Below are 15,148 nucleotides of genomic sequence, written 5' to 3'. Positions count from 1 at the left end.
AGATGCCCGGTACCTCGCCAGGAGCCTCCGAGGCGGTCGAGGCGCTGCTCGGCGCCGGTCCGCGCCGCGCCGTGCCGCTGCCCGAGCCCGCCGAGCGGGCCTGGCTGCGCACCGAGTACGGCCTGACGAAGGCGGAGACCGCGAAGGCCCTCGGTGTCAGCGCCAGCACGTTCACCGCGTGGGAGACCGGCCAGCGTGACCCACAGGGCGAGCCCCGTGCCGCCTACGCCAAACTTCTCGACGGCATGGCCGCCAGGCTGCTCCAGGCTTCGCCCGCGCCGCAGCCGGCCGTCCCGGCCGCCGTGCCTGATCCGCCGGTGGTGTTCGGCGACGACGCGGTTGTGGAGCTGGACCGTACGGCGGCCGGGGAGCTGGCCGTTGATCAGCCCGCGCCGTGTGTGCGGTGCGGGAGGCCGACGCCGTACCGCTCGCAGGGCCGCCCGGTGCACGTGGGCGGCTGGTGCACGCCCGCCCCGGCCGGGCAGTCGGCGGCCGCCGTCCCGGTCGCGGAGCAGCCCGCCCCGCAGGCCCCGGCCGAGTCGGCTGCTTCGGTCGCTTCGGTCGCTGCGCCCCGTCAGGCCGCCCCCGCCCCCGCGGCCTCGCCGGCTGTGGCCCGGCGCAGTGCGCCTTCCCGCCCTGCCGCCGGCGCGGTGTCGCGGACGCGGAAGGGGGCGGCGAGGAAGCCGGCCGCCGAGGCGGGTCCGGCCGACTGGGAGGCAGTTGCGGCGGCGCGGTTCCCGGCGGGTCCGCTGGCGGTGCTGGACATCGCCAAGGACGGGAAGGCGCTGGTCGCCTACCTCGCCGACGGCACGGTGGCGCCGACCGCCCCGGCCGGCCGCGCCCTGGCGGACGTCGTGGAATGGGCGCTGGAGGTGAAGCTGGGCTCGCCGCGGCTGCACCGGCACGGCAAGGACGGCGACGCCCTGGTCGTCATCTCCGACGCCGCGCTCACGGAGCTCGGTCTGCCGCCGATGGGCCGGGACGAGAAGCGCGACTTCGTCCAGCGCCTCGGCCAGCTGCCCAAGACCCACAAGGCCGTCAAGCAGGTCGAGAGGGCCGGCTGGCTGCTCACCCAGCGCGGCCTCGGCCCGTGGGCGCGGGTCTTCCGCACACCGGAGGACGGCAAGCGCCAGTGTGTTCAGCTGTGCATCCCCGCCTGGGGCGCCCTCGCCTCCGGCGGCTGGCAGATCCCGGAGGGCCTCGGCGCCGCCGACCTCGCCCGCCTGCTCGGCACCTACGCCACCCGCGTCCTCACCCCGCGCGGCTCCACCGCCGTCTCCGGCCTGGAACTCGTCACCGCGCTACGCCCGCCGACCCGCGCGGCGCGTACCGAGAGCGGCTGGACGTCCGGGCCGGTGGAGGGCTCCCGGCCCAAGGACGCGTTCGACCCGGCGCCGCCGGAGGTGCCGGACGTGCACCCGCTCGCCCAGGGCCGCGGCCCTGGGGAGGAGCTGGCGACCGAGGCGTGGGACTGGTTCCGCGAGCTCACCGACCAGGAGGCCGCAGCGCCGTTCGCGGTCGGCCTCGATGTGAACATGGCCTTCCTCGCGGCCGCCGGCCGCCTGACCCTGCCGCTGTCCGAGCCGGTGCACGAGCTGAACCCCGTCTTCGACAAGAAGCTGCCCGGCTCCTGGCTGGCCGACCTCTCCCACGTCGACACGGACTCGCTGCTCCCGTCGCCTTTCACCGCGGACGGCTCCCGGCCGACGGGCCCGGCCTGGTACTCCACGGTGAAACTGGCCTACGCCCTGGAGCTCGGCGCCCAGGTCCAGCCGCTGGAGGGCTGGCTGCGCCACGAGCACGGCCCCTACCTCGACCCGTGGCACAAGCGGCTCCGCCAGGCGTACCTGGACACCATGGCAGCCCTCGGCGTCCCGCTCGACCTGGCCGACACCGACCCGCTCGCCTTCCTCGACGCCATGGCCGCCATCAAGACCACCGGCGACCCGGCCGAGCTCGCGGTGCTCACCGCCATCAAGCAGACCGCCAAGGGCACCATCGGCAAGTTCCGCGAGCGCCCGCGCGGCCACGGCTACCGGCCCGGCGAGCGCTGGCCCGCGCTGGACCGGCCGACCTGGGACCCGCTGATGCGCGCCCTGGTCATCGACACCGCCACCGTCAACATGCACCGCAAGCTCCGCAAGATGGCCGCCGACACCGGCCTGCACGCCATCGCCGTCCTCTCCGACTGCGCCGTCTTCGCCGCCCCCGGCCCCGGCGCCCTGGACATCCTCACCAAACCCGGCGGCACCCTCACCACCTCGCTGCGCCTGGGCGTCAGCCCCGGCCTGGTGAAGTTCGAGGGCAGCAGGCCGATGGCGGAGGTCCTGGAGCTGATCGCGGACGAGGCCAACCCCGCCCGCCACATCAAGACCGGCGGCCTGGTGTCCGCCGACGAGTAGGAGCTCGCCCGCACGGCCCGCCGGCACCCGGCCGGCGGGTCGCCCACCGCACCACTGGACGCCGCCCCTGACCAGGGGCGGCAGGAAGGACCCGATGCCCCATGAGCCGGGAGATCGACGAGGGCCTGGAGCGCGCCGAGCGCACCCGCCCCATCCCGGTCCACCTGAACACCCGGGTGCGCTTCCTGTGGGAGAAGGTCGCCAAGAACGACACCAGGCGCCTCGCCCGGGCCGCCGGCGTCTCGGTGCGCACCGCCCAGCGCTGGGTCCACGCTCTCAAGGCCGTGGCAGCAGGGGAACTGACCGGCGACATCCCCATGACCCGGGCCAACGCCGTCAAGATCGAGCGGGCGGTGCGCGCCGCCTGGCAGCCGCGGGTGAAGCAGCGGGTGCGCCGCGACGCCGAGAAGCGCGGCTTCATGCTGCACATCAGCGGTACGTTCGGCTTCAGCGCCGCCGCGGGTTCGACCGACGACCCCCGCCCCCGCGTCATCACCCAGAAGATGCCCGGCGACGTCGCCCGGGCCCTGTACGCGGCCCGTGATGCCGGGGCCGCCCAGGCCGAGCAGGAACGCATCCTCGCCCAGGCCCTTGGCGAGCACTACTTCAAGGACGGCGGGCGCCGCGCCGGCGGTCTCGACGTCGCACTCAACGACATCGCCTGGATGGATCTGGAGCTGTAGCCCGCCCGACGGACCCGCGCCGCGTCAACCTCCCCGGCCGGCCCCGGACCGGTACAGGCCCGACCCGACGCTTCCCGGCCGCCACACACGCGCCGACACCCGGCACGTCGCCGGTGCTGGTCCTGGACGAACGGGGCGGCGTCCTCGGTCCTGTTCGGGCAGGCCACCGTCCTCGGCCGGTGTGCCTTCAGCGGTCCGCCGGCTCCCGCGCCGGGCAGATCTGCAGGTCCGCCCCGCGTGATCGGCGCCGGGACTATCCGGCAGGGGTGAGCGTGAAGGCCACCTTGTTGTGGAGGTGGCCGTTGACCTGGAGCTGGATGGCATGGGCACCCGGGTAGTAACGGCGTGTGCTGATGGGGCGGAAGGAGTGGCTGCGCACCAGTTCGGTCGTCTCGCCGGGGGGCAGGGTGCGCCTGGTGAGGTTGAAGACCTTCGGGGTCTGCTTGCCGCTGGCCTTCATGTGGTGGACGACGTAGTCGATGGCCAGGGTGACCGGCTTGTCCGAGATGTTCGAGGCGGGGCGGCGCGTGCTACGTCGCCACCCACCACCTGGAGGGCGATTTCCCAGGTGGGGTCGTGGACTTGCACTACCGCTTCACCCTCGGCGACGGCCTCAGCGAGGACCTTCGCATCGAACCCTGACCCACGCGAACTGCCGGCGCGTCAACGTCACCTGCGACCTCTACCCGCGGCGCGGTCGAGGTGCGGGCGGCGGCGGCCCTACGCCGTGCCCAGCGCGGTGCGCAGCACGCCGACGGCCTGGGCGATGGCGGCTTTGGCTGCGTGGGTGTCGTGGAGGGCGTTGAGCATGACGAAGTCGTGGATGATGCCCTGGTAGCGGACGGCGGTGACGGGCACGCCCGCCTGACGGAGTTTGGCGGCGTACGCCTCGCCCTCGTCGCGCAGGACGTCGGCCTCGGCGGTGATGACCAGGGCCGGGGGCAGGCCGGCGAGCTGCTCGGTGGTGGCCCGCAGCGGGGAAGCGGTGATCTCGGCTCGCTGGGCGGGGTCGGTCGTGTACTGGTCCCAGAACCACTGCATGCCGTCGCGGCGCAGGAAGTAACCGGTGGCGAACTGGTGGTAGGAGCCGGTGTCGAAGGCGGCGTCGGTGACCGGGTAGAACAGCACCTGATGCACCAGCGGGACGTCGCCGCGTTCCTTGGCCATCAGCGTCAGCGCGATGCTCATGTTGCCGCCCACGGAGTCGCCGGACACCGCGATCCGACTCCCGTCCAAACCCTTGCCCGCGCTGTCGGTGACGACCCAGCGCGCGACCGCGTAGTTCTGCTCGATCGCGACGGGGTAGCGCGCCTCGGGCGACAGGTCGTACTCCGGGAAGACCACGGCGACGTTCGCGCCGACGGCCAGGTCGCGCACCAGGCGGTCGTGGGTGTGGGCGTTGCCGAACACCCAGCCCGCGCCGTGGATGTAGACGATCACCGGCAGTGGTCCGGTCGCGCCGACCGGTTTGACGATGCGGGCCTTGACCGAGCCGGTCGGGCCGCCCTGGACCGTGATCCACTCCTCGTCCACCGGCGGCTTGGAGATCTCGCTCGACTGGACCTCGTCGACCGCCTTGCGCCCCTCGGCGGGCGCGAGGTCGAACAGGTACGGAGGGTTCGCGGTCGCCGCGGCGAAGTCCGCCGCGGCCTTCTCCAGCACAGGGGTGACGGGCGTGTCGGCGGGCATGTCGTGACTCTCCGGGTCTGCGGTGCGGAAAGGCCCGGGCCAGGGCCACGCGCCTATTCACCCACCACGCCCAGGAGCCCGCTACCTGAGCGCGCCACGCAGGGACCACGGTTTCAGCCGGGCGATTTCGAACCCGCCCGCGACCAGATGGTCCGGGCGGGCCCGCTCGTCGCTCATCCTGTTCGCCGGGGCTCGGTGCCCTTCTTGTGATGGGCGGGCCGGGCGTACGCCTCGCCGGTGACGAGGACTCTGCCCACCTCGTGGCGATGGGCGGGCCGCTGGTTCTTCGAGCTGCGCGGCCGTCTTGGCGAGCGGGACGAGGTGTTCCATGAGGCCGTCGGTGGCGATGGAGAGGAACTCCTCGTTGTCGAGCGGGCCTTGGCCGGCCGCCGGTGCAGGCGGAGCAACTCGTTGAGGGATACCAGGACCTTGACCTACTCATCGGGGTACTCCTTCGATCGCCCGGGGTGTGGTTGACCCACAAGGTGGGCACCGCGCGGGGGCGGACTCCCACCGCCGGAAGGACGCCCCGAGACGGGCTGTCATGGGGGATCTGTAGACCGACTACATGGGTACGTACCAGTCCAACTGCTCCGGCTACGGTCAGACCTGGGCTGCCGACGTCACCGTCTCGTCCGGGTCGGCCGCCGGTACCACGGCTGACTACAACGACTTCTTCGTGTACGGGTCCGATGCGACGGCCCCCTATGCCTGGGCCGGTACCACCTACCCGACCCTGGACGCCTTCCGGTCCGCCGTGGCCCAGGGCGCCCACGACACGAACGACACCAAGCAGGCGACCTCGACCGGCCTGAGGCCGAACGAGTCGTCCAACGTCGACATCCAGCCCCAGGTGGGTTCCGCCGCGATCGGCTCGGCCAACCCGGCGGCGCCCGGGGCGCTGGGCTCGGACTTCTTCGGGACCAGCCCCCACAGCAGCCGGGGGGCCGAGGAGTTCGACTCCAACCCCGGCCTGGCCGTGGCGCTGACCGGCACGGACAACACCGCCTACAGCGTGCACATCGGCATCAACGTCACCAGCGACGTGCAGACGCTCACCTATGACATCGCCTGGGGTGACGGCACCACCACCCACGCCACCGGCCGCCCCGACAGCCCGCCCCAGAGCCCGCACACCTATCCGCAACTCGGCACCTACACGGCGAAGGCCACCGTCACCGACCAGTTCGGCAACGCGGTGGCCAACAGCATCACCGTCACCACGGCCGGTTCGGAGTACGTGGCGTTCGGTCCGACGCGTCTGCTGGACAGTAGGGACGGCAGTGGGACGCCGAAGGTCGGGGGGTACTCGACGACCCGGGTGCAGGTGGCGGGTGCGAACGGCATTCCGGCGGGTGCGACGGCCGCGGTGCTGAACGTCACGGTGACGGACACCACCGGTGCCGGGCACGTGACGGTGTACGGGGACGGCTCGTCCCCGGTGCCGACCACGTCGAACGTCAACTACGTGGCAGGGCAGACGGTTCCGAACATGGTGGTGGCGCCGGTCGGGGTCGGTGGGTACGTGGATCTGGGGAACTACGGCGCTCCGCTGGACCTGGTGGTGGACATCACCGGTTACTTCGTGAGGTCGTCGGCCGCCGGGTACACGCCGCTGTCGCCCTCGCGTCTGGTGGACACCCGCTACGGCACGGGTGCGCCGCAGTCGCCAGTCGGCGCCGGGCAGTCGCTGCCGGTGCAGATCGCCGGTGCGGCGGGCGGTCAGCTGCCCGCCTCGGGCATCACGGCCGTGGCGCTGAACGTCACCGTGACCAACCCGGGTTCCGCCGGTCACCTGACGGTGTACCCGGGTGGCCAGCAGGCGCCGAACGCGTCGAACCTGAACTTCACGGCGGGGCAGACGGTCGCCAACTCGGTGGTGGTTCCGGTCGGTCCGGACGGTACGGTCCAGGTGCTGAACGCGGCCTGGGGCTCGTCGGACGTGATCGTGGACGTGGTGGGCTACTACGGCCAGGGCAGCAGGAGCGCCTATCTGCCGGTTGCGCCGACGCGCCTGCTGGACACCCGTGACACCACCAAGTGGCAGTACGGCCCGGTCAACCCCTGGAACTACGTCTACATGCCGGTTTCCGGACAGCCCGGCATCACCGCGTTCGCGCTGAACGCGACGATGACCGACACCACGTCGGACGGTCACCTGAGCGTCGCCCCCGACCCGAACACCCTGACCCAGTACGCGCAGAACACGGCCGCACCGCTGTCGCCGCCGTCGGTGTCCTCGCTGAACTGGACGGCCGGCGGGACGGTTCCGAACCTGGTCCAGGCGCCGACGGGTGCCAACGGCATCATCGATTTCTGGAACGCGGCCGACGGCACCAGCAACTTGATCGTCGACATGTTCGGCTTCTACCAGAACGACTGACAGCTGACCGGCCGAGGCCCCGCCGACACAGGGCGGGGCCTCGGCCGGTCGCGTGACGCACAGGTCATGAGTCGGGTGGAGCGATCGAGGGCGGCCTCGGTCGCTTCGGAGTATTCACGTGCACGGGGGATTGGCGGCATGATGATCTCGGAGCGCACCGGGGAAACCGCCCCGCTGCGCGTGGAACCAGCCCAGAACACCCGGCGGCTCCGCGCCCGGAACAGCGAGGAGCCCCGTGCCCGACGAACTCACCGGCGCCGCCGCACCGATCATCCGGCTACGGCCGGACTTCCGCCCCACGGCATTCCTTTCCCGAACCGACAAGTCCATGCTCATCGCGGGGGACTGCGAGGACGGACCGGCCGTCGCGAAGCTGCTGACCACCCGAGAACCACTCTGGGCCGAGAAGTTCAGCGCGGAGATCAAGGCCTACCGGACCTTCGCCGAGACACCTCCGCCAGTGCCGGTCCCCGACCTCATCGCCGTGGACGACCGGCACCACGTGCTGGTCATCGAGCACGTCCGAGGTCATTCGCCCGCCCCGGGCCGCGACCGGTTCCCACCACAGGCGCTGGACCCCGCACACGTCACCGCCATGCTGACGGCCATGACCGACCTCGGCCGATGGAGTCCCCCCGCAGGGGCGTTCACCCGCACCCTCGACTACCTCGCACGCCTGGACCGCGACCACCGCCAGGGCCTGACCACCCCGCAGGAACACCAGGCCCTGACCGACCTGTTCCACCGGGCCGGCACCGTCCTCGTACCAGGCCACGGAGACCCCCTGCCGACCAACTTCGTAGTCAGGCCGGACGGACGGGTCACAGTGATCGACTGGGAGCACGCGGGACACTACCTCCCCGGACACGACCTGGCGGTGCTCTGGATCGTCCTGGCAGCCACCCCGGAGGCCCGTCCACAGATTGAGGAACTCGTGGCCGCCGGACCCCCGTCCGTCCGCGCCGCCTTCACTCTGAACCGGGCCATGCTGCTCGTACGAGAACTCCGCAACCACCGCGCGGTGCCCCCGTCCACGTGGAGGGACGAACGGGTGGCGGCAATCGAACGTGACTGGCACGACGTGCGCGCACCGGCGCAGGCCGGGTGACAACGGACTGACCCGGCATCACAGAGGGCCGGTGGACCGTACCACCGGCCCTCTTGGCGGAGCTGCGCACCGCCTGGGCCCGGATCTGAGAAGAGCGCCAGATCTCCGCCGCGTCGCCCGACGGCGTCTTCGTCACCTTGGAGATGGACACCCCGGGCGTGAGCTTGCAGGCCTTCCTGGACGGCGTCCAGTTCGCGGGCACCGAGGTGTACGGCAAGAACCCCGCCGTCCCGGGCCAGAAGGTGGACACCTACACGCGCCAGCTGAACGTGGCACCCCCGACCACGGACGACCCGTACTGGTCGCACTGACGACCGGCCCGGCCAGAACCGAAATCCCGCTCGGTCCTTGCGGACCGAGCCCCGCCCGGTCCTTGCGCGCGAGGGGATCCGCGGCGACGCGCCGCGGGCGGTGCGGCGGGCCGGCCGTGGCGGCCGCCAGCATGGGGGCGTGAAGAGTGTCCTGCCGTGTTTCGTCGCCCTGGTGCTGGCCGTGGCCCCGGCCGGCATGGCGGCTCGGCCCGCCCGGGCCGAGGCTGTCGGAGACTGGGCGGTGCTCGCGCCCGGAGTCGCGTACCGGGAACTGACGGTGCGCACTGCCCACGGTGGTGCGAGGGTTGTTGGCGCTGACGTGTGCGCGATTTCACCACCGATGCCGGAGGCCGCCACCGTCCTGGCCCGCGAACGGCCCGCGAACGCAGGCGAGGTCCGGCACCCTGGTGGGTACCGGACCTCGCCCGACAGTGGAGCGCCAGGCCCGGGTTGCACGGACTCTCCCTACTGAAAGTAGGACGTGCTCTGGTAGCACCGCTGACGCCTGACGAGGAATCATCTCCCTCGCGACGAGAAGAATATTAGCAGGTCAGCGGACCATGACCGAAGTCGGACCAGCCGGCCCGCTGCGCCCGAACCCACCGGCCGAGCGTCTCGCCCTCGAACGCCGTGTCCAGCGGCAGGCCGGGCCGGTCCACCCAGCCGTCCGGCTCCAGCCACCACTGCCGGCCACCGCGTAGGAGCGCTGCCGGGTGATCGGCCGGCTCACGGTGCCCCCTTCTCAGTCGACGCAGGGCACTCCGTTCCCGGTCGGGGCTCCACCCGTACCCTCGCTGGCCAGGATCTCCTTGGCCTTCCCCGGCTCCGCCGTCAGCGCCGCCCCCTTCCACTGCACCGGCAGAGTCGAGGCCGCCGCCTGCCCCCGCGCGAGCGCGGGCACCTGGCGGACGAAGTCCACCGGGCTCCACCCCTTGTCGACCACCAGGTCGTCCTTCAACGCGTCGTACAGTGCTCCCAGCTTCCCGGCGTCCCCCATCACCCCGCCGTCACGCAGCTTCTGCAGCACGCCCGCGAGGAACGCCTGCGCGCGCCGGGTCCGCCCCAGGTCCGATCCGTCGCCCACTCCGTGCCGTTGCCGGACGAAGGCCAGCGCCTGCGCGGGCCCGAGCTCCGACCGCCCGGCAGGCAGCCTCGCTCCGCTCGACACGTCGTCCACCGCGTGGTTCAGACAGACCGGCACCCCACCGACCGCCTGCGCGACCCGGTAGAACCCGGTCATCGAAACCTCCGCGAAGTGGTCGACCGGCACCCCCGTCAGCTCCTGTACCGACCGGAGCAGTGCGGCCCGCCCGGCCTCCCGTCCCCGCCAGCGCAGTTCGGCTCCGGAGACCCCCTGGCCCGGCAGCCGAGTCAGTTCCGCGGCCTCGGCCTGCGTGTAGACCTGGTTGATACTCATCTGCTTGCCACCCGCGTCGACCAGCACGTCCCGGGGAATCGACAGCTGACGCACCGCCCCCCCGCCGGCCGGGATGTGCACCAGAACCATGGTGTCCGCGACGTCCACGTCGGCGGCCCCGGCGTGGAGTTCCCCGCGGCGCAGGTCGGCGGGCGCCGGCCGCCCCTGGGCGTCGGTCGTGGACCGCAGCCCGATCAGGAGGATGGTCACTCCGTGGTCGAGCGGCGCCGGCGCGCCCGCCGAGGAGGCGGCGGCCAGCGCCCCCGAGGTCCGCCCCGGCAGCGCGGACGGGACGGTCAGCGCGCTCGCCCCCGCCGCGACGGCCAGCGTCAGCCCGCCGGCCAGCAGCGCCGTGCGCCGCCGTCCCCGCCTGCGCCGCCGTCCGGTCTCAAGTCCACCGTCCACCAGCCGGGCGGCCCCGTCCGCTTGGAGGTCGGCGCCGGCCCGTCCGAAGACCGCGCTCAACCGCATCTCGAACTCCTCGTCCCCGCCGGTCACTTCACTACTCCACTCACCGAAGATCCGTCCACGACAACCGACCCGTCCCGCTCGCTCACGGCGCCACCAACTCCGCCAGGTCCGCCCCCAGCAGGGACCGCAGCCGGGCCAGCGCCCGGGTGCACCTGGTCCGAACAGCCGACGAACTGTCCTTGAGGATCACCGCGGTCTCCTCCACGCTGCGGTCCTCCCAGTACCGGAGCACCACCACCGCCCTGTCCCGCGGCGGCAGCTGGGCCAGCGCATCGACCAGCGCCAGCCGCAGCGCCGCGTCCCGCTCGTGCGCCGACAACTCCGGCAGCACCTGGCTGGGCCGCTCGGTACTGCTGCGCCTGCGCCGGTGCGTCAGGAACGCCCGGACCAGCACCGTCTGCGCGTACCCCGCCGCGTTGTCGATCCTGCCGGCCCAACTCGGCCGGTACAGCCGGTGCCACTGCGCGTACATCTGGCCCAGGGTCTCCTGCACCAGGTCCTCGGCCAGGTGTGCGTCGCCTCCGGTCAGGAAGTACGCCGACCGGTAGAGCGGCCCGGAGCGGGCCGTCGCGAACGCGACGAACTCCTCCTCCATGGCCGCCCGCCGTCGAGCTTTTCCCACTGCCCTCTCCCGTCCCCTCGTGATATCCGCCCTATGACGTCCCGAGGGCACCAGGATGTTTCAAAGAATTTTCGACGGACCGTGAAGTCCCCCCGACCGGCACCCGGGGCGCGCCGGAACAGCAGCCGGCCCGAAGCCCAGCGGCGAAGCCTCGTCGGTTGGTGTGCTGTGACCGAGGTCGGTGTCGTGGTCGCGGGCGAGTCGCTGCCCCGTGGAGGCGTCAAAGACACCGTGACCGTTGCTGGAGACGACCATCAGGAGGTCGTTTCCGCTGGCGGGGTCGGCCCCGAAGTCGACTCCGGGTAGTCCGCCGATGGGCGTTCGCCGCGCGAAGACGGGCTGCCAAGGGTGTGGTGCTGGGACGACGGGGGGCAGCGAGGATACGATCCCTCAGCTGCTGCTGGTCTTCGGAGAGCGTCGCGTCCTCAGGACGGATGTCCCAGGCTCGGCCGGGGCAGCTTTCTGGTGGTTCAGAATCAGCTTGTCGTGGACCGGGGGCTGCGGTCATTCGTCGATGCGTTGAAGGATGTGCGTGAAGTCGCCGGTCTCGACCAGGCCGACGAGGACCTGGGTCATCTTGCTGATGCCGGCGTCGCGGACGATGAGGCCGTCCGAGCACGAGAAGTAGGCGCCGCCGAGGGCCTCCCCGGTCGCCGCCCACCGCTCCATGACGGTCTCCACCTGAGCGAGGGTGATGACGGTCGCACTCCACCGGGTTCCGTCGTTGAGGTCCACGAAGACGTCGATGTTGTCCACCGATTCCAAGTCCTCGCCGGCGTTCGGCAGGAACGCCGCCTCGAAGTGCTCCGTGCGGACCCTGTACCAGGGCCCGTCCCATCTGCCCGCTTGTTCGTTGTGGCTCACCGGGCGAGTGTGCCGGGCTGATCCTCCGGCCTCAACTGCCGTGTTCTGGCTCGCGCGTGGATGGGCGGGTACTCCCCAGCGGCTTCGGCGCAAACTCAACTGGACGACGTGACCGGGGACCACATGCCGAGCCACTGCTCGGCGCCCCAGGCCTCGAACCGCTCTACCTCGGTGAACCCCAGCTTCGCCGCGAGACGCATCGAGCCAACGTTGGCGGTCTGGGTGGTGAGCACCACCGGCTCGCCGGGGAGCGCGCCGGCGAGCCAGCCGAGTGCCGCCGCGCACGCCTCGGCGGCGTACCCGAATCCCCACGCCCGCGGCAGGAAAAGGTAGCCGAGATCGGCCTTCCCCGCGGCAGCAGGGCGACGGTGCCCGGTTGCTCTCCTGAGCAGGATCTGGCCGATCATCGACCCGTCGAGATCAACGACGAAGCTCCCGGGCCACCGCTCGGGTGCGCCGGACATCTCGTGCTCAAGCTCGTCACGCGGCCGGGGGCCGCCGAGGTAGGTGTGCACCTCCGGCGACGCCAGCAGCTCGATGAACGCCGCACGGTCCCGGGTCTCGGGCTCACGGAGCACGAGCCTCTCGGTCCTGATCGGCTCAGGAGGCCAAGTCACAGGTCCCAGATCTTCCATCCGCGCACGCTAACAGGTGGTCAACCCAATCGAACGGGAAACGTTCAGCTCCACCTGGAACCGAACCCCAAACAGTCCCTGGATCCCGAGGTCACCGCCACGACCACGTGACGGCCCGCACCGACCGTGCGGGCCGTGCTCCGCGATCACGGCCGTCGGAGGCCGGCCGCGCGCGGGGGTTCACCTGATTCTGCCGATGGATGAGGCGTCGAAGACCAGCCCCGCGTTCCGCATCGCGTGTTGCATGTGCGGCAAGCCGAGCCCCAGCGCGGGGATCTCTGTCCCCGCGATGACGACCGACATCCGCCGTGCTGCGGGAACCAGAACCTGGGGGCGGCGCCGGCCGAGGAGATCGGCGCCCACGGGGCGGGCGGCCGGGCCCGTTACGGCCCGGCCGGACCGGATCCGTCACGCTGGTATTGGGCGGGGGGCCTCCCGTGACGTCACAGGCCCCCCGGTCAGAACATTGCCCCGTTGGCGCGCACCGTCTGCCCGGAGACCCAGTCCGCCTCCTCGCTGACCAGCCAGCCCACCACCGGGGCGATGTCGCCGGGCCGGCCGAGCCGGCCGCGCGGGCTGTGGTTCGCTGCGGCGGCCATCGACTCCGGGGTCTCGGCCCCCCGGTAGAACGAGGTGTCCACCGGCCCGGGTGCCACCGCGTTGACCGTGATGCCGCGCGAACCCAGCTCCTTGGCCGCGGCCAGGACCATCCGCTCCACCGCCGCCTTGCTGCCCGAGTAGAGCCCGTACGGGCCGGTCATCACCGAGGTCAGCGTGGTGGAGAAGACCACGCACCGGCCGTTGTCCGCCAGCGAGCGCGCCGCCGCCCGCAGGGTGTAGAACGCGCTGCGCGTGTTCAGATCGATCACCCGGTCGAACTCCTCGTCGGTGACTTCGGCCAGCGGCTTCTTCAGCACCATGCCGGGCAGGTGCACCACGATGTCGAGCCGCCCGTGCCGCTCCAGCACGCCGGCGAAGAGCGTGCCGACGTCCGCCGACACGGTGGCGTCGGAGCGCACCGCCTCGGCCGTCACCTCGTGCTTGCGCAGCGCCGCGACGGTCTGCTCGGCCGCCTGCGCGTCACCGGCATAGCTGATCACCACGGTGGCCCCGCGCGCCGCGAGCACCTCGGCGCAGGCAGCCCCCTGGTTCCGGCTGCCGCCCACCACGATCGCGACTTTGCCGACGAGATCGCGAACTGCTTTCCCTGACATGGACGTTCCCCCAATTAGTTGATCTCGCAGTCGAACTGACGCACGATCATATAGGCGTTCTCCCGCTTTCGCGCGAGTGGTATCGGCGGTCGAGATCACACTGCCCCTTGGGGATCCGGCCGTCCCGCGCGGACGCCGCCCGCACGACCGGCCGAGCAGCGCCCCGCGACACGCTGGAGGACGCCGCCCGGCCCGCCCGCCGACGGCGGCCGCTGGGGAGCTCGTTCGGGACGCTCTGCTGGCTGCCGGCCTTGCCGGTGCCGACAAATCATCCGCCCAGGGCACAGCCTTGATCGCCGGTCTCCGGCCATGCCCGCGCCGCATCGTCACGTCGTGCGTGCGCAGCAGCCAGCAGGACTTCCGCCGCCTCGGTGCGGACGTACAGCACGTACCGGCCGCTGCGGTGGGCGTCGACCAGGCCGGCGGAGCGGAGGGCGGTCAGGTGCTGGGAGACTCCGCCGGCGGTGATCCCGGTGCGGCGGGCCAGGTCGATGGTTGAGGCGGGTGTGTCGAGTTCGGCCAGCAGGCGGGCCCTGGAGCGGCCGACGACCGCTGCCAGGGCCTGTGGGAGGGTGGACCGCCGTTCCCACAGCGTGGCCACCCCGCGCGGCGGATAGCGCAGGGTGGGTTGCCAGTTCGGGCCGATGACGGAGAAGACCCGGGGCCAGACGAACACCGATGGCACGAGCAGGAGGCCACGCCCGCCGAGTTGCCGACTGCCGCGGGCGTAGTGGTGCCCGACGTACAGGGTGTCCTCGTCCCAGGTCACGCCGGACCCCAGATCGCCCAGCAGCTGATCCGCTCCGTGCTCGGCGAACAGCCTGGCCCGGTGCAGCACGTCACCCTCCAGGAGCGAGCGCATCCGGGGCCAGTACGGCGCGAGCGCGATCTCCCAGTACGACTCGATGACGTCGGCGAGTTCGGCGAGACCGCGGCACGGATCGCTGCGCAGCCGATCGATCCGCTCGGAACACGGCGCGCGTGGACCGCTGAGGCCGGAGCGGACCTGCTCGGACGGCGTGGCGCGCAGCACGGCCAGCTCAATTCCCAGATCGGCGACCGAGGTTGTCGGTGGCGGCGCGACGAAGACCGGGATCGACCGGGGCGGTTGCGGGACCAGATCGGCGAGCAGGCGCCAGTCCAGCCCCGAGGCAGCCAGCCGGCGCCCGACCTCGTCGCTCCACGGGCGGTGCAGCGGGTTCTCGGCCGGATGCTTCAACACCCTGACACTGGCCACCACCTCCCACAGCGGCGACAGGGCGAACCGGGTGCGGGCCAGGTCGCGGACGGAGAACGCCAGGTCCAGCACGATGCACCCTTCTACGGCGGAAGACCCCGCGGCCAACGGC

The 15,148-nt window shown here is 72.0% G+C and carries 14 protein-coding genes; 6 read left to right on the top strand and 8 right to left on the bottom strand.

Features of this window, described 5'->3' with window-relative positions; genetic code table 11:
• The first annotated feature begins 2 nt into the window (after window positions 1-2).
• A complete protein-coding gene (tap, locus tag ACIRYZ_RS37315) occupies window positions 3-2,402 on the top strand; it encodes a telomere-associated protein Tap (protein ID WP_402952857.1) in 2,400 nt (799 codons plus the stop codon).
• Window positions 2,403-2,503: 101 nt separating this feature from the next.
• Window positions 2,504-3,085, top strand: coding sequence for a telomere-protecting terminal protein Tpg (tpg, locus tag ACIRYZ_RS37310; RefSeq protein ID WP_402952856.1), 582 nt, complete (start codon window positions 2,504-2,506; stop codon window positions 3,083-3,085).
• Between the two features lie 253 nt (window positions 3,086-3,338).
• Here the strand turns inward: tpg and ACIRYZ_RS37305 are convergent, their stop codons facing one another.
• Window positions 3,339-3,545: a hypothetical protein gene (locus ACIRYZ_RS37305; RefSeq protein ID WP_402952854.1), complete on the bottom strand. Its 207-nt coding sequence runs from the start codon at window positions 3,543-3,545 to the stop codon at window positions 3,339-3,341.
• Between the two features lie 260 nt (window positions 3,546-3,805).
• Window positions 3,806-4,774, bottom strand: a complete 969-nt coding sequence (locus tag ACIRYZ_RS37300) for an alpha/beta hydrolase (protein WP_402952853.1) — start codon at window positions 4,772-4,774, stop codon at window positions 3,806-3,808.
• A 568-nt stretch (window positions 4,775-5,342) separates the two neighbouring features.
• Between ACIRYZ_RS37300 and ACIRYZ_RS37295 the strand changes: the two genes are divergently transcribed.
• From ACIRYZ_RS37295 to ACIRYZ_RS37280, 4 genes are all read left to right on the top strand, one after another.
• Window positions 5,343-7,157, top strand: coding sequence for a hypothetical protein (locus ACIRYZ_RS37295; protein WP_402952851.1), 1,815 nt, complete (start codon window positions 5,343-5,345; stop codon window positions 7,155-7,157).
• A 235-nt stretch (window positions 7,158-7,392) separates the two neighbouring features.
• Window positions 7,393-8,265, top strand: coding sequence for a phosphotransferase (locus tag ACIRYZ_RS37290; protein WP_402952850.1), 873 nt, complete (start codon window positions 7,393-7,395; stop codon window positions 8,263-8,265).
• Between the two features lie 158 nt (window positions 8,266-8,423).
• Window positions 8,424-8,576 (top strand): hypothetical protein, encoded by a 153-nt coding sequence (locus tag ACIRYZ_RS37285; RefSeq protein WP_402952848.1) that lies wholly within the window; start codon window positions 8,424-8,426, stop codon window positions 8,574-8,576.
• 560 nt (window positions 8,577-9,136) lie between these two features.
• On the top strand, window positions 9,137-9,277 hold the full coding sequence (locus ACIRYZ_RS37280; protein WP_402952846.1) for a hypothetical protein: 141 nt from the start codon (window positions 9,137-9,139) through the stop codon (window positions 9,275-9,277).
• A 41-nt stretch (window positions 9,278-9,318) separates the two neighbouring features.
• On the opposite strand, the gene ACIRYZ_RS37275 is transcribed toward ACIRYZ_RS37280, so the two are convergent.
• The 6 genes from ACIRYZ_RS37275 to ACIRYZ_RS37250 all read right to left on the bottom strand — a co-directional run bounded on the left by ACIRYZ_RS37275 (window position 9,319) and on the right by ACIRYZ_RS37250 (window position 15,108).
• Complete coding sequence (locus ACIRYZ_RS37275; protein WP_402952844.1) at window positions 9,319-10,491, bottom strand: LCP family protein; 1,173 nt, start codon at window positions 10,489-10,491, stop codon at window positions 9,319-9,321.
• Between the two features lie 55 nt (window positions 10,492-10,546).
• Complete coding sequence (locus ACIRYZ_RS37270; protein ID WP_402952892.1) at window positions 10,547-11,059, bottom strand: SigE family RNA polymerase sigma factor; 513 nt, start codon at window positions 11,057-11,059, stop codon at window positions 10,547-10,549.
• A 531-nt stretch (window positions 11,060-11,590) separates the two neighbouring features.
• A complete protein-coding gene (locus tag ACIRYZ_RS37265; RefSeq protein WP_402952842.1) occupies window positions 11,591-11,950 on the bottom strand; it encodes a hypothetical protein in 360 nt (119 codons plus the stop codon).
• A gap of 95 nt (window positions 11,951-12,045) precedes the next feature.
• Entirely contained in the window at window positions 12,046-12,585 is a 540-nt protein-coding gene (locus ACIRYZ_RS37260) for a GNAT family N-acetyltransferase (protein ID WP_402952840.1), read from the bottom strand.
• 458 nt (window positions 12,586-13,043) lie between these two features.
• A complete protein-coding gene (locus ACIRYZ_RS37255; protein ID WP_402952839.1) occupies window positions 13,044-13,799 on the bottom strand; it encodes an SDR family oxidoreductase in 756 nt (251 codons plus the stop codon).
• 268 nt (window positions 13,800-14,067) lie between these two features.
• Entirely contained in the window at window positions 14,068-15,108 is a 1,041-nt protein-coding gene (locus ACIRYZ_RS37250) for a DUF5937 family protein (protein ID WP_402952838.1), read from the bottom strand.
• Window positions 15,109-15,148: the final 40 nt, after the last annotated feature.

The sequence above is a fragment of the Kitasatospora sp. NPDC101155 genome (genome assembly GCF_044768305.1).
GTDB lineage: Bacteria > Actinomycetota > Actinomycetes > Streptomycetales > Streptomycetaceae > Kitasatospora.
This window is presented reverse-complemented; position numbering and strand designations above follow the sequence as displayed.

Excerpts from the sequence above, each read along its gene's own strand:
- tap (WP_402952857.1), top strand. The coding sequence starts at position 3 with ATGCCCGGTACCTCGCCAGGAGCCTCCGAGGCGGTCGAGGCGCTGCTC.
- tpg (WP_402952856.1), top strand. The coding sequence starts at position 2,504 with ATGAGCCGGGAGATCGACGAGGGCCTGGAGCGCGCCGAGCGCACCCGC.
- ACIRYZ_RS37305 (WP_402952854.1), bottom strand. The coding sequence starts at position 3,545 with ATGAAGGCCAGCGGCAAGCAGACCCCGAAGGTCTTCAACCTCACCAGG.
- ACIRYZ_RS37300 (WP_402952853.1), bottom strand. The coding sequence starts at position 4,774 with ATGCCCGCCGACACGCCCGTCACCCCTGTGCTGGAGAAGGCCGCGGCG.
- ACIRYZ_RS37295 (WP_402952851.1), top strand. The coding sequence starts at position 5,343 with ATGGGTACGTACCAGTCCAACTGCTCCGGCTACGGTCAGACCTGGGCT.
- ACIRYZ_RS37280 (WP_402952846.1), top strand. The coding sequence starts at position 9,137 with ATGACCGAAGTCGGACCAGCCGGCCCGCTGCGCCCGAACCCACCGGCC.
- ACIRYZ_RS37270 (WP_402952892.1), bottom strand. The coding sequence starts at position 11,059 with ATGGAGGAGGAGTTCGTCGCGTTCGCGACGGCCCGCTCCGGGCCGCTC.
- ACIRYZ_RS37260 (WP_402952840.1), bottom strand. The coding sequence starts at position 12,585 with ATGGAAGATCTGGGACCTGTGACTTGGCCTCCTGAGCCGATCAGGACC.
- ACIRYZ_RS37255 (WP_402952839.1), bottom strand. The coding sequence starts at position 13,799 with ATGTCAGGGAAAGCAGTTCGCGATCTCGTCGGCAAAGTCGCGATCGTG.